The 18,546-nt window shown below is 73.7% G+C and carries 15 protein-coding genes; 5 read left to right on the top strand and 10 right to left on the bottom strand.

Annotated features, from left to right (window positions below; genetic code table 11):
* Positions 1-35 precede the first annotated feature (35 nt).
* Both HPC71_RS05195 and HPC71_RS05190 read right to left on the bottom strand, forming a co-directional pair.
* Positions 36-2,144, bottom strand: a complete 2,109-nt coding sequence (locus HPC71_RS05195; protein WP_154613971.1) for an NAD(P)/FAD-dependent oxidoreductase — start codon at positions 2,142-2,144, stop codon at positions 36-38.
* A 95-nt stretch (positions 2,145-2,239) separates the two neighbouring features.
* Positions 2,240-3,205 carry a patatin-like phospholipase family protein gene (locus HPC71_RS05190; RefSeq protein ID WP_154613970.1) on the bottom strand — a complete coding sequence of 322 codons (966 nt, stop codon included), beginning with the start codon at positions 3,203-3,205 and terminating at the stop codon, positions 2,240-2,242.
* Between the two features lie 70 nt (positions 3,206-3,275).
* On the opposite strand from HPC71_RS05190, the gene dapD reads away from it, so the two are divergent.
* The 3 genes from dapD to HPC71_RS05175 all read left to right on the top strand — a co-directional run bounded on the left by dapD (position 3,276) and on the right by HPC71_RS05175 (position 6,596).
* Positions 3,276-4,238 carry a 2,3,4,5-tetrahydropyridine-2,6-dicarboxylate N-succinyltransferase gene (dapD, locus tag HPC71_RS05185; protein ID WP_171896230.1) on the top strand — a complete coding sequence of 321 codons (963 nt, stop codon included), beginning with the start codon at positions 3,276-3,278 and terminating at the stop codon, positions 4,236-4,238.
* Positions 4,239-4,305: 67 nt separating this feature from the next.
* Positions 4,306-5,268, top strand: a complete 963-nt coding sequence (locus HPC71_RS05180) for a VldE C-terminal domain-containing protein (protein ID WP_154613969.1) — start codon at positions 4,306-4,308, stop codon at positions 5,266-5,268.
* A 116-nt stretch (positions 5,269-5,384) separates the two neighbouring features.
* Positions 5,385-6,596, top strand: coding sequence for an AI-2E family transporter (locus HPC71_RS05175; RefSeq protein ID WP_154613968.1), 1,212 nt, complete (start codon positions 5,385-5,387; stop codon positions 6,594-6,596).
* Positions 6,597-6,609: 13 nt separating this feature from the next.
* On the opposite strand, the gene dapC is transcribed toward HPC71_RS05175, so the two are convergent.
* Both dapC and fdxA read right to left on the bottom strand, forming a co-directional pair.
* On the bottom strand, positions 6,610-7,713 hold the full coding sequence (gene dapC, locus HPC71_RS05170) for a succinyldiaminopimelate transaminase (protein WP_154613967.1): 1,104 nt from the start codon (positions 7,711-7,713) through the stop codon (positions 6,610-6,612).
* 32 nt (positions 7,714-7,745) lie between these two features.
* On the bottom strand, positions 7,746-8,072 hold the full coding sequence (fdxA, locus tag HPC71_RS20865) for a ferredoxin (RefSeq protein WP_187811229.1): 327 nt from the start codon (positions 8,070-8,072) through the stop codon (positions 7,746-7,748).
* A gap of 89 nt (positions 8,073-8,161) precedes the next feature.
* Between fdxA and HPC71_RS05165 the strand changes: the two genes are divergently transcribed.
* Entirely contained in the window at positions 8,162-9,133 is a 972-nt protein-coding gene (locus tag HPC71_RS05165) for a GNAT family N-acetyltransferase (RefSeq protein WP_154613966.1), read from the top strand.
* Between the two features lie 11 nt (positions 9,134-9,144).
* Here the strand turns inward: HPC71_RS05165 and HPC71_RS05160 are convergent, their stop codons facing one another.
* The 5 genes from HPC71_RS05160 to HPC71_RS05140 all read right to left on the bottom strand — a co-directional run bounded on the left by HPC71_RS05160 (position 9,145) and on the right by HPC71_RS05140 (position 13,827).
* Complete coding sequence (locus tag HPC71_RS05160) at positions 9,145-10,011, bottom strand: esterase/lipase family protein (RefSeq protein ID WP_253943907.1); 867 nt, start codon at positions 10,009-10,011, stop codon at positions 9,145-9,147.
* 30 nt (positions 10,012-10,041) lie between these two features.
* Positions 10,042-11,763, bottom strand: coding sequence for a VanW family protein (locus HPC71_RS05155; protein WP_154613965.1), 1,722 nt, complete (start codon positions 11,761-11,763; stop codon positions 10,042-10,044).
* 91 nt (positions 11,764-11,854) lie between these two features.
* The gene (locus HPC71_RS05150; protein WP_154613964.1) at positions 11,855-12,193 is read right to left on the bottom strand and encodes a hypothetical protein; all 339 of its coding nucleotides are present in this window, start codon (positions 12,191-12,193) and stop codon (positions 11,855-11,857) included.
* A 7-nt stretch (positions 12,194-12,200) separates the two neighbouring features.
* Positions 12,201-13,124 carry an N-acetyl-1-D-myo-inositol-2-amino-2-deoxy-alpha-D-glucopyranoside deacetylase gene (gene mshB, locus HPC71_RS05145; RefSeq protein ID WP_154613963.1) on the bottom strand — a complete coding sequence of 308 codons (924 nt, stop codon included), beginning with the start codon at positions 13,122-13,124 and terminating at the stop codon, positions 12,201-12,203.
* A gap of 10 nt (positions 13,125-13,134) precedes the next feature.
* Positions 13,135-13,827: a (deoxy)nucleoside triphosphate pyrophosphohydrolase gene (locus tag HPC71_RS05140; RefSeq protein ID WP_171896227.1), complete on the bottom strand. Its 693-nt coding sequence runs from the start codon at positions 13,825-13,827 to the stop codon at positions 13,135-13,137.
* Between the two features lie 23 nt (positions 13,828-13,850).
* Here HPC71_RS05140 and HPC71_RS05135 point away from each other — a divergent pair, with 23 nt between their 5' ends.
* Entirely contained in the window at positions 13,851-14,906 is a 1,056-nt protein-coding gene (locus HPC71_RS05135; protein ID WP_154613962.1) for a hypothetical protein, read from the top strand.
* A 102-nt stretch (positions 14,907-15,008) separates the two neighbouring features.
* On the opposite strand, the gene HPC71_RS05130 is transcribed toward HPC71_RS05135, so the two are convergent.
* Entirely contained in the window at positions 15,009-18,206 is a 3,198-nt protein-coding gene (locus HPC71_RS05130; RefSeq protein WP_154613961.1) for a hypothetical protein, read from the bottom strand.
* Positions 18,207-18,546: the final 340 nt, after the last annotated feature.

Raw genomic sequence — 18,546 nt, 5'->3', positions numbered from 1 at the left:
GCGAGTGGCTACTCGGTCGCCCAGATGCGAGCGACTCAGACGGTGGTGGCCGCCTTCCACGAGGAGTGGATGGCGCCGTGGATGTAGTTGACCTCGCCGGCGTCACCGACCACGTCGACGCTGAAGCCGGCGGCCCGCAGCTCGTCGGCCAGCGGCGCCGCGGAGGTGGTGCCGTCCGCGTAGACCACCATGTCGGCGGGGGCGGAGTGGGTCTGGTCGCCCTCGGTCCACTCGACGCCGGTCTCGGTGATCCGGGTGATCGAGACGTTGCGGTGGATCTGCACGCCGTGCTCGGTGGCGTGTCGTACGGCGGTCCAGCGGCGCGGCATCGCCAGCGGCAGGCCGAGCTGCTGCTGCTCGTGCAGCAGGGTCACCCGGCGGCCGCGCTCGGCGAGGAACTCGGCGAGCTCGAGGCCGACCAGGGACCCGCCGATCACCACGACGTCCTTGCCCATCGGCAGGAAGGCCTTGGTCAGCTGGCGCACGACGCCGGGACGCTTGGTGAGACCGGAGACGCGCCCGAGCTTGCCGAGGGTGCGCAGCACCGGCCCGGCCTCCTCGGCGGTGGCGGTGCCGAGCATCAGCGCACGCAGGGTGTCGCCGGTCTGCACGATCGGCAGGTCGCCGCCGGGGAGCTCGGGCTTCGGGCGGACCGCGCCGGTGGCCACGACGACGTGGTCGGCGCGCAGCGCGCGGATCGTCTCGACGGTGGCGGGGGTGCCCAGCTGCACCGTGATGCCGAGGCGCTCGACCTCCGAGCGCAGCCAGCGCAGCAGCCGCTCGTTGTCCGGGGTGGTCATCGTGGAGAACCACATGGTGCCGCCGAGCCGGTCGGCCTTGTCGACCACGGTGACGCGGTGGCCGCGCTCGCTGAGCACCCGGGCGCTCTCCAGGCCGGCCGGGCCGGCACCGACGACGACCACGTGCTTGGGCTCCGCGGCGGGCTCCAGCGGGAGCAGCCCCTCGTTGCCGAGCGCGGGGTTGACCGCGCAGAAGGGGGTGTCGTCGAAGAAGTTCTCGGCCACGCACAGGTAGCAGTTGATGCAGGGGCGGACCTCGTCGAAGCGCCCGTCGCGGAGCTTGTTCGGCAGCTCGGGGTCGGCCAGCAGCTGGCGTCCCATCGCCGCGTAGTCGATCCGTCCCTTGGCGATCGCCTTCTCCGCGACCTCCGGCAGCATCCGGCCCACGGCGATGACCGGGATCCCGACGTGCTTCTTGATCTCGGCGGCGTTGTCGAGGTAGGCGCCGACCCGGGCGGGCAGCGGGCCGTCGGTGAAGTTGTCGAAGGGGTTGCGGCCCCAGCCGGTCACGTGGATCGCGTCGGCGCCGGCGGCCTCGAAGAGCTCGGCGGCCTCGATCGACTCCGGCAGCGACAGGCCGCCGTCCTGGCCGTACTCCTCGCCGGCGACCCGGACCAGCACCGCGAGCCGGTCGCCCACCCGCTCCTTGACCGCGGCGATGACCTCGCAGGCCAGCCGGGCGCGGTTGACCAGCGGGCCGCCGTACTCGTCGGTGCGCTGGTTGTCGCGGCGGTTGAGGAAGACGCCGAGGATGTAGCCGTGCGCGACGTGGATCTCGATCGCGTCCGCTCCGGCCTTCGCGACGCGCTCGGCGGCGTCGGCCCAGGTGGTGACCAGCCAGGCGATGTCGTCGTGGGTCATCTCCTGGTAGACGGTCGGCTTCCCGGCGGTCGCGGCGCCCATCCGGGCCAGCTCGCTGGGGGTGCTGTCGGCCAGCGCGGACAGGTCGTAGCTGTAGTCCGGCTGGTTCGGGGCCAGCACGGGGCGGTCGTTGGCGACGTCGACGCGCGCCACCTTGCCGTGGTGGGTGGACTGGATGCACAGCTTGCTGCCGGCGGCGTGGATCGCGTCGGCGAGCGCCTTGAGGCCCGGGATGTAGCGATCGTCGGAGAGACCGGGCTCCTTCATGGACGCCGCCCCGTGGGGGAAGGCGATCGCGCAGGCGCCGGTGATCACCAGGCCGGCGCCGCCGGCGGCACGGGCGACGTAGTGGTCGATCTCGGTCTGCTCGATCTCGCCGTGCTCGGAGACGTTCATGTCCATCGCCGGCAGGACGATGCGGTTGGCGAGGGCCATGGGACCGATGCGTCCCGAGGACATCAGGTAGGGGAACTGGACGCTCATGTCCTCCACGCTAAACACGCCATCCCACATGATGAGAAGCCGAGCGGGCGTGAGAACGCTGACACTCCGGGGCCCCGCGCGGCGCCTGTGAGGAGTCACACTCCGCGACGCACGACGACCCCGGCCGCGTCCAGGGCCTCGCCGGTGAGCCGGTGGCCGAGGTCGATCATCTCGGCGGCCCGGTGGAAGTCCATCGTCCCGCAGGCGTCGACCGGGACCGTGACGAGCACGTCCGCGGGCAGCGCGGCCATCCGGTAGCGGCCCACCAGCGCCTGCATCACCTCGAAGGACTGCGCGGTCAGGTCCAGCAGCCCGAGGTCGGCGGGGAGCCGCTCGGTCCCCCAGCCGGTGCCCGGCCCCGGGCCGGCCAGCTGGTCGACCTCGGCGTCCGCCACGTTCTGCTCCTCACGGCCGGTCAGCGTGGCGAGCGTGCGCCGCCACCGCTCGCGCCACTCCTCGAGGCGCTGGGGGGCCGCGGAATCCCGCCGCGGGGTGTCGGGCTCGCGCACCCGGCGGGGGCCGGTGAGCTCGACCGCGACGGTCAGGTCGGAGGGGACCGCGGCGGTCGGCTCGACCGGGACCGGGTTGGTCAGGCCGCCGTCGACGAGGAGCCGGCCGTTGAGCATGGCCGGGGTGAAGACCCCGGGGATCGCGATGGAGGCGCGCAGCGCGGCCCGCAGCGGGCCGTGCTGGAACCACACCTCGCGGCGGGCGGCGAGGTCGGTGGCGACCGCCGTGAACGGCACGGCCAGGTCCTCGATGGCCTGGTCGGTGATGATGTCGGCGAGGGCGTCGATCAGCCGGTCCGCGGTGATCATCCCGCGGGAGGCGATCGAGGGGTCGAGCAGCCAGAGGACGTCGCGCCGGGTCAGCGCGGTCGCCCACCGCGCGAAGTCCTCGGCCCGCCCGGCGGCCGCGAGCCCGCCCACCAGGGCGCCCATCGAGGTCCCCGCGACGGCGACCAGCTCGCAGTCGCGCTCGCGCAGCGCCCGGACCGCGCCCAGGTGGGCGTACCCCCGCGCGCCGCCCGAGCCGAGCGCCAGTGCGACACGGGTGACCATCCCTCGACGGTAGACCGCGACGTGGAGGACGAGGGTGGCGTGAGCGGGCCCGCCGGTAGGATCGGGCGACGTGACCGACGCAGCCGCCACCGCCAAGCCGACCACCGCCTGGGGCCATGGCCTCGCGACCGTGACCGACGACGGGACCGTGCTGGACGTGTGGTTCCCCCAGCCCGCGCTCGGCGAGCGCGACGGGGCCGAGGTGCCCGCCGAGCTGTCCGCGCTCGAGGGTCGCGACGAGGTACGCCGCGTGGTCCGCGAGGTCCGCACCGTCGAGATCGCCGACCTGCAGGCCGCGCCGGCCTCGACCGAGGACGTCTGGCTGCGGCTGCACCTGCTCAGCACCCGGCTGGTCGTGCCGCACACGATCTCCCTGGACGGCATCTTCGGGCTGCTGGCCAATGTCGTGTGGACCTCGGCCGGCCCGTGCGCGGTCGAGGGCTTCGAGCTGACCCGGGCCCGGCTGCGCGCGGCCGGCCAGCACGTGACCGTGCACGGTGTCGACAAGTTCCCCCGCCTGGTCGACTACGTCCTGCCCAGCGGCGTACGCATCGCCGACGCCGACCGCGTCCGCCTCGGCGCCCACCTGGCCGAGGGCACCACGGTCATGCACGAGGGCTTCGTGAACTTCAACGCCGGCACGCTCGGCGCCTCGATGGTCGAGGGCCGGATCTCCGCCGGCGTGCTCGTCGGGGACGGCTCCGACGTCGGTGGCGGCGCCTCGATCATGGGCACGCTCTCCGGCGGCGGCACGCAGGTCATCTCCATCGGCCGGCGCTGCCTGCTCGGCGCCAACGCCGGCCTGGGCATCTCCCTCGGGGACGACTGCGTCGTCGAGGCCGGCTGCTACGTCACCGCCGGCACCAAGGTCACCGTCAGCGACATGGACCGCAAGCCGAAGGTCGTCAAGGCACTCGAGCTCTCCGGCACCAGCAACGTGCTGTTCCGCCGCAACTCGGTGACCGGCGCCGTCGAGGCCGTGCCGTGGCGCAGCGAGGGTGTCGAGCTCAACGCCGCCCTGCACGCCAACTGATCCCCCAGCTGATCCCCCAACTGATCCCCCGGCTGAGCGCGTTTCACCGCACCCGGAGACTGGCCCCATGAGGGTGGGGACGGGCGTCGCGCTGCTCGGCGCGGCGGCTCTGGGTGTGACGGCGTACCTAGGCTGGGACGTGCTGCGCGACTCCACGCCGTTCCTCGGCTCCGAGCAGTGCGTCGCCACGGTCGACGGGCGCACGGTCGAGCTCGACGTGGAGCAGGCGGAGAACGCCGCGCTGATCACCGGCATCGCCATCGGTCGCGGGATGCCGGCGCGCGCCGCGACGATCGCGCTGGCCACGGCGTACCAGGAGTCGGAGCTCTACAACATCGACTACGGCGACCGCGACTCCCTGGGGCTCTTCCAGCAGCGGCCCTCGCAGGGGTGGGGCTCGCCCGAGGAGGTGCTCGACCCGGTGTACGCCGCCAACAAGTTCTACGACGAGCTCGCCGACGTCTCGGGCTACGAGGCGATGGAGGTGACCGTCGCCGCCCAGACCGTCCAGCGCTCGGGCTTCCCGGACGCCTACGCCGACCACGAGGACGACGCGCGCGTGCTGGCCTCGGCGCTGACCGGCAACTCCCGGGCGACCTTCACCTGCACGATCGACGACGACGCCGAGGAGGCCTCCGACGAGCTGACCGCCTCCGGGCTGGTGCGGCGCGCGGAGAAGGTGCGTCGCGAGGTCGAGAACGTCTTCGGCCAGCAGTCGCTCGGCGGGTTCGCCCCCGGTGGCGTCCGCGAGGGCCACATGAAGGGCTCGACCCACTACGACGGGCGGGCGGTCGACATCTTCTTCCGGCCGGTCAACGACGCCAACAAGGTCCGCGGCTGGGCGGTCGCGCACTACCTCGTCGCCATGGCCGACCGGCTCGACGTGCAGACGGTCATCTTCGACGGCCGGATCTGGAAGAGCGGCTGGCGCTCCGGCTCGGGGTGGCGCGACTACGACCCACCCGCGCGGTCCGGTGACCGGGCGGTCCTCGAGCACCGCGACCACGTGCACGTCGACGTCTTCGACTAGGTCCGTCCCGCCGCCTCTCCCCACCTCACCCCCGACGGCGCCGACCACCTGCTGCGCGACCTGGCCTCCTGATCGGGCGCCTGCCTGACGGCGGCGGCGGGCGGGTACCGACCGGCGTGACCTCAGACTCCCCCGACGTCCCGCCCTCCGCCACCACGATCGAGGCCGTCGATCCCCGCCTGCGCGAGCGGCGGATCGGCACCGGGCTCGCCTGGCTGGGCACCTGGTCGTGGCGCTGGGTCGGCGTCGCCCTGGCGATCGCCGTCCTCGGCTGGCTGGTCGGCATGGTGTGGTCGGCGCTCTTCCCGGTGCTGCTCGCGCTGATCGTGGCCTCGGTCCTCGCACCCGCTGTCGGCTTCCTCGTACGTCGCGTGAAGCTCCCCCGCGCCGCCGCGGCCGGCCTGGTCGTCATCGGCACGCTGGTGGTCGTGGGAGGCGTGATCGCCGGCTTCGCGCCGTCGGTCGCCGGTCAGGGCGACCGGATCGCCTCCGACGCGGCGCAGGGGCTGGAGAAGCTCGAGGACTGGGCCGTCGAGCGCGAACTGGTCACCGAGAAGCAGGTCACCGACGCGCTCTCCGAGGGCCGGGAGCGCCTGCAGAACAGCGCCGGCTCGATCGCGAACGGGCTGCTGTCGGGGGTCAACACGATCACCTCCGGGCTGGTGACGCTCCTGCTGACGCTGGTGCTGACCTTCCTCTTCCTCAAGGACGGCCACCGGTTCCGGCCGTGGGCGGCGCGGATGACCGGCCCCCGGGTCGGCGGCCACGTCGACGCGGTCCTCGACCAGATGTGGACCACCCTCGGCGGCTTCGTGCGGGCCCAAGCGCTCGTCAGCCTCATCGACGCCGTGCTCATCGGCATCGCGCTGGCGGTGATCGGCGTGCCGCTGGTGCTGCCGCTCGCGGTGCTGACCTTCTTCGGCGGCTTCGTGCCGATCATCGGAGCCGTCCTGGCCGGCGCCATCGCGGTGCTGGTGGCGCTGGTCTCCGTCGGGTTCAAGGGCGCCCTGATCCTGCTGGTCGTGATCCTCGTCGTCCAGCAGCTGGAGGGCAACGTGCTGCACCCGTGGCTGCAGTCCCGCGCCATGCAGCTCCACGCCGGCGTGGTGATCCTCGCCGTGACCCTCGGCTCGACCCTGTTCGGCATCGCCGGCGCGTTCCTGGCGGTCCCGCTCACCGCGGTGGCCGCGGTCGTGCTGCGCTACCTCTCCGCGCTGGCCGATCCCGCGCCGCCCCCGGCCGTCGTGGACGGCCCGCCGCCGGGTCCGGCCCAGGCGGTCGACCCCGCGGCCCCCGGGTCACCGGCCCCGGACGCCTCGTCGGAGTGACGAGGGAGGCCGGTCAGGCCAGGCGTGCGGCGGCGGCGGCGACCCGCTCGTCGGTGGCGGTGAACGCCACCCGGACGTGCCGGTTGCCGGCCGGGCCGTAGAACGAGCCGGGCGCGACGAGGATCCCGCGCTCGGCCAGCGCCGCGACGGTGTCCCAGCAGTCCTCGTCGCGGGTGCTCCACAGGTAGAGCGACGCCTCGGAGTGGTCGACGCGGAACCCTGCGCCCTCCAGGGCGTCGCGCAGCACGCGGCGCCGCGCGGCGTACCGCGTGTGCTGCTCGACGGCGTGGTCGTCGTCGTCGAGGGCGGCGGCCATCGCCCGCTGCTGCGGGCCGGGCATCTGGAGGCCGAGGTTCTTGCGGACGGCGAGCAGCTCGCCGACCAGCGCGGCGTCGCCGGCGACGAAGGCGCAGCGGTAGCCCGCGAGGTTGGAGCGCTTGGAGAGCGAGTGCACCGCGAGGATGCCCTCGGCGGAGCCGCCGCAGACGTCGGGGTGCAGCACCGAGACCGGCTCGGCCTCCCAGGCGCACTCCAGGTAGCACTCGTCGGAGACGAGGATCGTGCCGCGCTCGCGGCACCACTCGACCACCTTGCGCAGGTGCTCGACCGGCAGGACGCGGCCGGTGGGGTTCGACGGGGAGTTCAGCCAGAGCAGCTTCGGCACCTCGGGCCCGAACGCCGTCAGGGAGTCGGTCGCCACGGACCGGGCGCCGGCGAGCGCCGCGCCGACCTCGTAGGTCGGGTAGGCCAGCTCGGGGTAGCCGATGAGGTCGCCCGGCCCGATCCCGAGGTGGACCGCCATCGAGCCGATCAGCTCCTTGGAGCCGATCACCGGCAGCACCTGGTCCAGCCCGAGGCCGGTGACGCCGTGCTTGCGCGCCAGCCAGTCCAGGGCCGCCTGCCGGGTCTCGGCGCGGCCGATCGTCAGCGGGTAGCCCGGGGAGTCCGCGGCCGCGCGCAGCTCCTGCTGGACGACCTCCGGGGTGGGGTCGACCGGCGTGCCGACCGAGAGGTCGACGATGCCGTCAGGGTGCTGGCGGGCCTGCTCGGCGTACCGGACCAGGTGGTCCCAGGGGAAGTCCGGCAGCCGCGAGGAGACGCCCGAGGAAGTGCTCAAGGAGGTGCCCGAGGAAGTGCCCAAGGAAGTGCTCAGTGGTCCTGGTTCTGCGGCTCGAGACCCGCGATGAACGGGTGGTCCTTGTCGATCTCGCCCATCTTGGCGGCGCCGCCGGGCGAGCCGAGGTCGTCGAAGAAGCCGACGTTCGCGGTGTAGTAGTCCTTCCACTGCTCCGGCACGTCGTCCTCGTAGAAGATCGCCTCGACGGGGCAGACCGGCTCGCACGCACCGCAGTCGACGCACTCGTCGGGGTGGATGTAGAGCATCCGCTTGCCCTCGTAGATGCAGTCGACGGGACACTCGTCGACGCACGCGCGGTCCTTCAGATCGACACACGGCTGCGAGATGACGTAGGTCACCGGGTCCTCCTGGGCGCAAAGGGATGCACGTACTCGGTCAACCCTAGTATCCGGTCGTGGCCGATCCGACAGAACCCCAGCATGTGGGCGTGGACGCCCCTCCCCCCGTGGGCCGGCACCTGCTGGGCCCGCACGTCGTCGGGCAGCGCGTGGTGGTACGCCGCGTGGTGCGCGGAGAGGTCGGCCCGAGCGGCGGGCCCGCGCTGACCGACGTGCTGGGCACCTGCCTGGCGTGGACCTCCGGCCCCGAGGGCTGGTGCGTGCTGCAGCCCGACGCGCGCGCGGACCGGCCGCTCCCCGAGCCGGTGCGGATCGCGCTGGCCGACATCGTCTCGGGCAAGCCGGTGCCGCCCCGGCCCAGCCATCGCCTGCGGGTCGAGCCGCGGGAGGCCCAGCTGCGCGCGCTCGCGCTGTGGCCGGACCTGGTGACCGAGCCGGTCGGTGCGTGGCTGCTGCGACACTCCCCCACCTCGCCCAACCGGCGGGCCAACTCCGTGCTCGCCTTCACCGACCCCGGGGACCCCGGCGTCGCGGACGCGGTCGAGCGGACGGTCGCGTTCTACGCCGCCACCACCGGCCGGCCGATCGCGGCGGTGCTGGTCGACAGCCCCCAGGAGGACCTCCTGCGCGGGCTGGGCTGGACGGCCGAGAGCGACGAGGCGGACACGGTGTTCTCCGTCGCCGGCGTCGCGGCCGCGCGGCGCGCGCTGCGCGACATCGCCGGCGGACCCGGTGGGGGCGCGGAGTTCGAGCTGGTCGAGGAGGCGCCCGGGGTGGTGCGGGCCGGCCTCCCTGGGGCAAGCGGCGTGGCGGCGTACGACCGGGACTGGGTGGGCTTCCGCAGCGTCGAGGTCGACCCCGACCGACGGCGGCAGGGGCTCGGCCTGCGGGTGATGGCGGCGCTGCTCGAGTGGGGCGCGGAGCAGGGCGCCACGACGGCGTACCTCCAGGTGCTCGGCGACAACGTCGCGGCACTGGGGCTCTACGACCGACTGGGGTTCGTGGAGCACCACCGGTACCGCTACCTCGCGCTGGACGGCGCCACCTCGGCGGGCCGCTAGCCGGGCCGGGCTCAGCAGGCCGGGCGGAAGTCCTTGCGCGCGGGCCCGGGCCGGGTCAGCGCGTCGAGCGTCCAGGCGATCGCGGTGCGGCTCATCGGGATGAGCAGGTGCTCGGCGGGGTCGCCGGGGCAGGAGTCCTGGATGGTGGTGTTGGTCGTGCGCGGGCCGGGGCGCAGGTAGCCCGAGAGGTGCGGCACCACGACCTCGTCGTACCGCGTCGTCACCTGGGTGTAGCTGACCTTCCCGGGCGTCTCGTCGCCGGCGTTGAGCCGCCGCAGGAAGTCCGAGCCGACCGCCTGCTGGTTGCACGCCACGCAGATGCCCTCGAAGAGCGGACCGGTGAGGATCGCGAGCGCCGTGCCGCCGGTCAGCACCGTGCCGTGGTTGGACGGGGCGAGGCCGACGAGGTCGTCGACGACCGTCGCGCCGCCGAGGAACTTGATGTAGTAGCGCGGCATCATCCCGCCCTGGGAGTGCCCGACCATCGACACCTTGCTCGCCCCGGTCGCCGCCAGCACGCGGTTCGTGAACGCCTTCAGCTGCTTCGCCGAGGCGGCGATGTCGCCGGTGCCGCGGTTGCCGTAGTCGAGGGAGAACACGCAGAACCCCGCGCCCTTGACGGCCGCCGACAGCGGGTCGAGCAAGCTGCGGCGGTCGCCGATCGTGCCGTGCACGAGGACCACCGGCGTGGGCCGCTCGGCCGTCGGGCGGCAGCCCCAGTCGTTGGCGCCCACCGGGTCGCCGGGCCCGCCCGGCAGCGGCAGCGGGAAGCCGGTGGACGCCGCCGCGGCGGTGCCGGCGGGGCCGGCCCCGACGAGGGCGAGCGGGGCCAGCAGGAGCAGGAGGGCCGAGGCAGCGGCCGCGAGGGATGCACGCACGTCTAGACCAACGACGCCGGCTCCCGGTGGTTACTTGCAGACCACCGTGTCCGAGGGGGTGTACGTCGTGTTGAACTCCTCGCGCTTGACCACCTCGTCCTGCCCGGGCTTGCGGAAGTAGCGCACCACGTCGACCCGGAACCCGGAGTAGCCGGAGTTCGGGTAGCAGTCGTCGGTGTCGAGCGTGCGCGTCTTCGGCGGCGTGAACGCGTAGCGCTCCGAGGTGGTGGTCGTGATGTCCCAGACCTTGGTCGACCACATCGACACGGTGACGACGCCCTGGCCGCCGGGGGTGCTCGGGTCGACCCTGGCCTCGATGAGCACGCCGTGGGGGGTGTCGTTGCGGAAGCGCAGGTCGACCGCGCCCCAGGCGACCGTCGCCTCGCGCCCGACCGGGTAGCGGTCGATGTAGAAGGAGTGCGGCTTGTGCTCGACGTCCTCGAGCCCGGCGAAGAACATCGCGTTGAACAGCGTGGTCGCCATCTGCGAGACGCCGCCGCCGAGGTCCTCGACGAGGATGCCGTCGCTGATGACGAACCCGTCGGTGAAGCCGTTCTCGACGGTGCGCTCGCCGACGGTGTCGTTGAGGGAGAAGGTCTCCCCCGGCTTGAGCACGGTGCCGTCGACCAGCTCAGCGGCGCGGCCGATGTTGACGTTGCGGTACTCCGCGTGGGGGTAGTAGGTCGTGAAGGTCGAGACCTTCTCCTTGATCCGCAGCTTGCGCGCGTCGGCGGTGGTGAACTCCGGCTCGGCGACCTGGGCCTCGACCTCGACGCGGCGATCGCCCTCGTCGCGGGTGACCAGGTCGAGGAAGGTCTCGCGGACGTCCTCGGGGTCGTAGCGGACGCCCGGCTTGGCCGGCACCACCCGCGGCTTGCCGCCGCGCAGCGCCACCGTGGCGTCGACCGGGGCGCCCTCGTCCCCGACGGCGTCGCCGACGAGCTCCTCGAGCCCGTCCTCGTCGACCTCGGGGACCAGCGCACCGTCCTGGGCGACCAGCGCGAGGACCGGGGTGTAGTCGCGGGGCCGCAGCTGGACCGGCGAGTCGCCGAAGACCAGCGTCACCGGGCCCGAGGCGGCCGGGTTGGCGAACTCCTCGACCGCCGCCCGGACGTCGGCGGTGTCGATGTCCGGCTCGACCTCGACCAGCACCAGCTCGACGGTCGGGTCCTCGGAGAGGTACGCCGCCTCGAGGTCGTCGCGGAGCCGCTCGACGTCGATCGCCTCCCCCGGGCGCGGGTCGCGGGTGACGACCCGGCCGGCCTCGAACCGGACCGCGCCGTCGCGGGCGGCCCGGCCGACCTCGCTCTCGACCGGGGCCAGCGCCTCGAGGAGCGAGACCTTGCCGATGGTGACGACGGCGTCGAGGTCGTCGCCGTCGGTGTAGTAGGCCCACAGCCGCCGCGGGTCCCAGGACCGGCCACCGCCGGCCTCGGAGACCGACGCCTCGTGGTCGACCGCGACCCCGGCGGCGACCGGGTCCAGCTCGAAGGTCCGGCCGTCGGCGGTCAGCGTGAACGGCCGGTCGGCGCGCTCGGCGAGGCCCTCGCGCAGCGTGCGCACCGCCTCGTCGGGCGCCTGCCCGCCGATCCGGACCCCGGCGACGGTCGTCCCGCGGGGCACCTTGTCACCGGCGAAGGCGTAGGCGAGGCCCCAGCCGGCGCCGACGAGCACCACCAGCCCGAGCAGGACGAGGAGGACGGCCCGACCGCCGGCCTTCTCGCGGGACGGGGCAGTCTGGGGCTCGCTCACGCGGGCCATCCTAGGAAAGCCGAGCGCCTCGGCCGGGGCCCGTCCGGTCCGGGCGCGCCGGGCCGCCCGCGGGGGCCGCTCCCGGGCGGGGCTACGGGCGGGCCCGACCCGGGCGCGGGAGCGTCGCGAAGGCGACCACGAGCAGCACCAGCGCCAGGCCGAGGAGCAGGTAGCCGGAGGCGTCGGCCGGGACGAGGTAGTCACCCTCGGGCCGTCGCTGGACCGCGGCGGCCAGCACGGCGGCGTACCCCAGGGCGAAGGGGGGCCGGGTCGACCAGCGCGCGGGGAGCGCGACCACGGCGGCCAGGGAGGCGGCCGCGCCGAGCAGCAGGCCCCACCACAGCTGGTGCACGGCCACCGCGGCGATCGCGACCACGACGCCCAGCGCCGCGGAGCCGACCAGCAGCGCGACGGCGACCAGGGCCCTCATCCGGCGGTCAGAGGCCCGCGAAGAGGTCGGTCTCGAGACCGTCCTCGCCGAGCGGGCCCAGCTCGCCCTTCGCGATCCGGTAGAACTCCAGGCCCCACGCGGTCGCGCCGACGTTGTTGCTCAGCGCGAAGAACGGCCCATCGGTGGTCACCTGCGTCGGGTAGGCCCGGAGCGCGGCCATCTTGCGGTCGACGTAGTCGGTGGCGTCCACGCCGGCGGCGAGGTTCTCGTCGGCGGTGACGAACGGCGGCAGCGGCCCGTCGGGGTCCATGCCCTCGAAGGAGGTGGTGTCGCCGGCCTCGCGCAGCATCCGCAGCCCCTGGCGCATCCGGCTCTCCGACATCGCGCCCCAGTAGATCTTCGCGATCTCCCACGGCTCGCCCAGGTCCAGGCGGTACGACGGCACGGCCGCGAGCTGCGCGGCGTACATCGCGACCCGGTGGGCCTGGATGTGGTCGGGGTGGCCGTAGCCGCCGAACTGGTCGTAGGTGACCAGCACCTGCGGCTGCACCTCGCGGATGACCGGCACGAGGCGGTCGGCGGCCTCGGTGAGGTCGGCGTTCCAGAAGGCGTTGGGGTGCTTGGCGATGACCTCGGGGTCGCCGATCGCGTGACCGTCGGGGTGCCAGGCCATGCCGGAGTCGCGGTAGGTCCCGAAGCCGCCCAGCCACCGGTGGTCGGTCACGCCCAGCTCGGCCATCGCGTTGGCGATCTCGCCGCGGCGGTGCTCGCCGAGGGTGTCCTCCTGGTCGGCGGCGAGGTGGGCGAGCTCGGGGACCAGGATCTCGCCCATCTCCCCGGCGGTGCAGGTCACCAGCGTGACGCCGCGGCCCTCGGCGACGTACTTGGCCATCGTCGCGCCCTGGCCGATGGTCTCGTCGTCGGGGTGGGCGTGGACGAGGAGCAGGCGGTGCTCGGGGCGGTCGGGCATGGTGGTGATCCTAGGGTCGCTTGATCCGGCGCGGCTGCGTCGGGAGGTCCAGGGGTGAACCCGCCGCCGGGCCGGGGTGTTCCGCACCGTCCTCGAGATCCAGCCACCCGTCGTGCTCGTCGACGAGCAGCTCGACCGCGACCGCCGGCGCGTCGGTCAGCACCGCCCAGGGGTGGTCCTCGTCGTCGTCCTCGCCGGCGAGCCGCTCGCGCTCGACCGCGGCGTCGTACCCGTCGTGGCGCAGCCGGCGGGCGACCAGGACGGCGTCGTCCTCGTCGAAGAACACCGCCCGCAGGCTCGGGCCGGCCGACCGCAGCTCGGCGGCGATCTCGGCCAGGAACGGGCGGTCCGGCTCCAGCCAGTCGACCTCGTCGAGCTCGTCGGGGCCCAGCCACCGCAGCCGGTCGTGGGTGTCGTCGCGCGGCTCGGGCTCCTCGGCGTCGCCGGCGATCCGCACCAGCGCGGCGGCGAGCTCGTGGCGCTCCCCGACGGGTACGACGCCGGCCAGCCAGCGGACCACCTCGACGTCGACGCCGAGCTCCTCGTCGAGCTCGCGCACCAGGGCGTGCTCGGCCGTCTCCCCCGGCTCGACCTTGCCGCCGGGCAGCTCCCAGCGCCCCGCGGCCTCCGCGGGGCGGGTGCGGCGCGCGGCGAGCACGCGTCCGCCGCGGACGATGGCGGCGCCGACGACCCTGGTCCTCACGGTCCCGACTCTAGATTCGTCCCATGCACGGCGTGCACCTGACCCGGACCGCGGAGAACGTCGCCGAGATCGACGCGCTGGCCGCGCGCCTCGGGCCCTCCGGAGGCGGGCGGGTGCCGCTCGCCGACTTCCTCGACGACGTACGCCGCTCGGGCCGGCGGGGCCGCCGCGCCCCGCTCGGCTGGCTGGCCGGCCGGAAGGTGCGCCGTGCCTTCACCTGGGACGCCGCCGACCGCCGCGACCCCCTGTGGTGGCCGCAGGGCATCACCACCTCCGCGGACGCCACCGACGGCCCCGGCCTCGTGGGCGGCCGTCGCGTGCTCGTCGTCTCCTGGTACGCCAAGGCCGCCTCGCACGACGGTGGCCAGGGCTCGCGGCTGACCTTCGTCGACCTCGAGACCCGGCGCTACCGCCACGTGCTGCTCGTCGTCCCCCGGCTGCGCGACGGCGAGGTGCACCTCGAGCCGCTGCGGGTCCACGCCGGCGGGATCGTGTGGCGCGGGCCGTACATCCACGTCGCCGCGACCGCGCGGGGGTTCGTGACGGTCCGGCTCGACGACCTGATGTGGGCGCCGGTCGAGGGCGACTCGCTCTTCGGCTACCGCTGGGTGCTCCCGGTCCGGTCGGCCCACCAGGCCGCCGCCGAGGAGGGCGTGGCGCGGCTGCGCTACTCCTTCCTCTCCCTCGACCGCTCCGTCGACCCGCCCGGCCTGCTCGCCGGCGAGTACGGCCGGCGCAAGCAGACCCGCCGGTTCGCCCACTACCCGCTCGACGCCGACGGGCTGCCCGTCCTCGGCGAGGACGGGTTCGCCCGCCCCGCCACCCTCGACGACGCCGGGCTGGCCGGCATGCAGGGCGCGGTCACCGGCGGCGGGTCCTACCTGGTGACGGCCTCCCACGGGCCGTGGACGCCCGGCTCGCTGTACGCCGGCCGCCCCGGCGCCTTCCGTCGGCACCGCTGGGCGCTGCCGATGGGCCCCGAGGACATCTCCTGGTCGCCCGCCGACGACCTGCTGTGGACCGTCACCGAGCACCCGCGTCGCCGGTGGGTCGTCGCGGTGCCTCGGCCCGCCGGCTGAGCCGGCTGCCCGAGACGCCCGAGACGCCCGAGACGCCCGAGACGCACAGCGCCCCCGGACCATCAGGTCCGGGGGCGCTCCTTGGTGCGGGTGGTCAGCCGATCACTTCACCGCGGTCTTGGCGGTGGTGTCGGCCTTGGTGCGGGCGGTCTTGGCGACGACGGCGATGTACGTCGTCCGCGTCTTGCCGTTGGTGTCCTTGACCGTGAAGGCCTTCTTGCCCTTGGCGCCGAGCTTGCCGGTCGAGACCAGGACGCGCTTGCCGTTGGCCTTGACCTTGAACAGCTTGACCTTGGCGCCCTTGGCCTTCGGCGTCGCCTTGATCGTCAGCTTGTCCTTGCCGTTGGCGAGGTTCGTGCCGGTCAGCTTGGCGACGATGGCCTGCAGCGAGGTGCCGCCGCCGGTGAAGGTGACCCGGTCGGTGCGCTGCGCGGCGGGGACGGTCACCCCGTTCGCCGAGCCCTGGCGGCCCACGGCGGTGATGGTGGCGACGCCGGCGCGGCCGCCCTGGAAGACGTACTCCAGGGTGCCGTCCTGGCCGAGCAGGCCGCCGGTCTGGCTGCCCTCGCCGTTGCCGTTGCCGTCCGGCCCGCTGCGGAAGAACTGGACGAACAGGTCGGCGATCGGCTCACCGTTCTGGTCCAGCGCCGTGTAGGTCGACGTCACGGTCGAGCCGGTGCGCTGGGTGTCGGCGCCGCTGTGCCCGAGGGTGAAGGTCGAGGCCGCGTAGTCCACCTCGTAGAACTCGACGGTCTGCGAGCCGGTGACGGTCTCGGTGCCCGGCGTCGCGACGGGCGGGGTGGCCGCGCTGTACCGGTTGGCCTCGGTCTGCCAGCTCGCGGTGACCGCGGCGCTCCCGCCGGCGGTCGCCGTGACCGAGAAGTCGCCGTCCTTGGCGAAGTCGGACTGGGCGGTCGCCGCCGAGGCCTGCGCGCCGGGAGCGTCGTCCGAGATGCCGACGGTCTCGCCGCCGACGAGGTTGCCGAACTGGTCCTCGGTGAAGAGGTCGAAGAACACCTCGTCGCTGATCGGGGCCTTGGGCAGGACGCCGGACTCCTGAGCGGCGTCCGGGGCGAGCTCGACCCGGACCTTGCCGCCGTTGACCGGGTTGGCCGAGGTCCAGTCGACGGTCTCGGTGTCGTTGACGCCGCCGACCGTGGCCGTCACGGTCGCATCGACCTTGCCGTCGTCGTCGAAGCCGGTGTCGCGCTCGATGGCGAGGGTGAAGCGGGCCACGCCCTGGTTGTCGGTGCGGACGGTGATCGAGGTGCCGCTGTCCTTGAACTCACCGGCGTCGCTGCCCGCGGCCGGCGCGGGGTCGGGGGTGAGCTCGGCGGCGGTGGCGGCGTACGGCGTGAAGAAGCCCTTGTCGGTGGTCAGCGTCACCGTCTGGTTGGCCAGGGGTGCGCCCTCGGCGCTGGACACGGTGACCTGCGAGCTGACCGGCCGGCCGGGGGTCTTGCCGTCCTGGCTGAGCGGGGTCTCCGGCGCGATCTCGACCTTGCCCGCGGCGACCGACTTCAGGAAGTCGACGCCGTGGTCGTTGGTGGCACCGTCGGTGTTGCCGGTGGGGACGGCGTCGATGTTGCCGCCCTTCTCCTCCGGCTGCGGGTTCTCGGTCGGGTCCTTGACCGTGACCGTGAACGAGCCGTCGTTGCCGGTGGTGACCGTGCGGGTCGTGGTGACCGCACCCGACGCGTCGGCGAACCCGGCGTCGCCGGCGGTGCCCGCGCCCGGCCCGGACTCGGTGCCGCGCTGGAACGTCAGCGCGATCGGCCGCCCGGCCAGACCCGTGCCGTCCTCGAGCTCGAGGGAGCCCGTCACGACGTGCGAGGTGCCCGCCGTCGCCTGCTCGGGGCCGGCGGCGGCGTACCCGACCGACGCCTCGCCGGTCTTGACCGTCAGCACCTTGCTGCTCGCGATGGCCCCCGTGCCGATGAGCGGGGCGGCGGCGAGCTCGGCGAAGAGCTCGTAGGTGCCGGACTCCTGGTCCGCCGGCAGCGGGATGGTCGCCTGGCCGTTCAGGTCGGTCCTGGTGGTCGAGGTGCCGGTCGCGGGCGACCGCACCGTCGCGGGCGACCCGTCGAAGGGCGTGATCACCCAGTAGTACCGGACCGTGCGCAGCGCCACGGCCTGGTCGTTGCCGTTCTGGTCCTGCACCTGGACGGTGATGTCCCCGTCGGCGGACTCGTCGCGGTCGAAGGCCGCGCCGTCGGCGGACTCGCCGAGCAGCTTCGCGGGCGTCGCGCTGTACTGCGTGACCGCGATCTCGGCCGAGCGCTTGTCGCCGAGGGACTCCTCGTAGGAGTCGCCGTTGGTCGCGTTGGCGTAGTAGTACGCCGAGCCGGCGCCCTGGTCGAACCTCGCCAGGCCGTCGGCGTCGGTGTACTGCGGCAGGGTGAGCAGCCCCGCGGACGAGCGGACCTCGGCGCCGACGACGGGCGCGCCGTTCTGGTCGGTGACCTTGACCGTGACCGTCGCGTCCTGGCCGGCGGGCACCTGGGTGCGGTCCGCGCTGGCGGCGACGGTGGTGATCGTCTGGCGGTAGAGCGTGTAGCCCTCGACGTCGTCGGTGTCGCGGTCGGCGCCCAGCACGATCTGGTCGACGGCGCCCTCGGCGTACGGGTAGCCGGTGATGTCGTAGGCGCCCGCGAACACGCCGGTGGTCGCGCCGGGCGCTGTCGTCACCGGGATGTTGTCGGAGTCCTGGGAAGCGCCGTTGCCGTCCAGACGCGAGATCGCGACGTTGCCGCTCGTGGCGGAGGTCGTGCCGCTGACGCGGACGAGCTGGTCGTTGCGGAGCAGGCCGTAGGGCTGCTGGAAGACACCGAGCTGAGCGCCCTGCGCGAGGTTGACGGTGTTGGCCGTGCCGCCCGGAGCGGCGACCTCGACGCTGGCGCGGTCCGCGTTGACGGTGCTGCCGCCGACGGTGGCGCTTGCGCGCAGCGTGACGGTCGTGCCCTGCGCCGAGGCGGGCGGCGTCCACTCGGAGGTGAACAGGCCGTCGTCGTTGCGCTCGCTGACCGTCGCGATGGTGTCGTACCCACCGCCGACGGAGTAGGAGAAGGTCACGGCGGAGACGTCGCTGCCGGCGCCGGCGGCCAGCCGGATCGTGCCGTCGGTGCCGTCGGCCCGGGAGCTGGCCTCGTTGCCGGAGTTGAACTGGCTGTACAGGACGACCTTCCCTGCGCCGACCTGGTCGGCCACCGAGGTGGCCGAGGCGGCGATGGGAAGGCCGGTGACGGCGAGGGCCGAGACGGATGCGGCCGCGAGACCGCGCTTGAAGCCGATGCTTCGCATGCTGTGAGTACCTCCGAGTGAGCGGTTCGCCGGGAACCTCCCGGCGACGTTCACAGGGCACCGGTTGGTGGTTCCCCATGTGGTTGTTCGCGGATCGTGTGGCGCACACACCGAGGTGGCTCGTGTCCACACCCAGGGTGGACATGGGTGTCGACCGGTCTGGTCCACCTGGCGAATGCGAAGGACGCCGTGCATGGCACGGCGTCCTTGTCAGGGTCTCGCGGGTCGCGTGCCCTAGGGTGAGACAGGCGGTCCGGACCATTCTCGCGCAGCGGCAAACAGAGAATGGCCCGGACCGCGTCTGTGTGTCCCGACTATCGGTGGGTGCAGCCCCGGGGGC

The organism is Nocardioides marmotae (assembly GCF_013177455.1).
GTDB classification, from domain to species: Bacteria; Actinomycetota; Actinomycetes; order Propionibacteriales; family Nocardioidaceae; genus Nocardioides; species Nocardioides marmotae.
This window is presented reverse-complemented; position numbering and strand designations above follow the sequence as displayed.

Coding starts and splice junctions, on each gene's coding strand:
- HPC71_RS05150 (WP_154613964.1), bottom strand. CDS start 12,193: ATGAGGGCCCTGGTCGCCGTCGCGCTGCTGGTCGGCTCCGCGGCGCTG.
- HPC71_RS05195 (WP_154613971.1), bottom strand. CDS start 2,144: ATGAGCGTCCAGTTCCCCTACCTGATGTCCTCGGGACGCATCGGTCCC.
- HPC71_RS05180 (WP_154613969.1), top strand. CDS start 4,306: ATGAGGGTGGGGACGGGCGTCGCGCTGCTCGGCGCGGCGGCTCTGGGT.
- HPC71_RS05135 (WP_154613962.1), top strand. CDS start 13,851: ATGCACGGCGTGCACCTGACCCGGACCGCGGAGAACGTCGCCGAGATC.
- mshB (WP_154613963.1), bottom strand. CDS start 13,124: ATGCCCGACCGCCCCGAGCACCGCCTGCTCCTCGTCCACGCCCACCCC.
- HPC71_RS05190 (WP_154613970.1), bottom strand. CDS start 3,205: ATGGTCACCCGTGTCGCACTGGCGCTCGGCTCGGGCGGCGCGCGGGGG.
- HPC71_RS05130 (WP_154613961.1), bottom strand. CDS start 18,206: ATGCGAAGCATCGGCTTCAAGCGCGGTCTCGCGGCCGCATCCGTCTCG.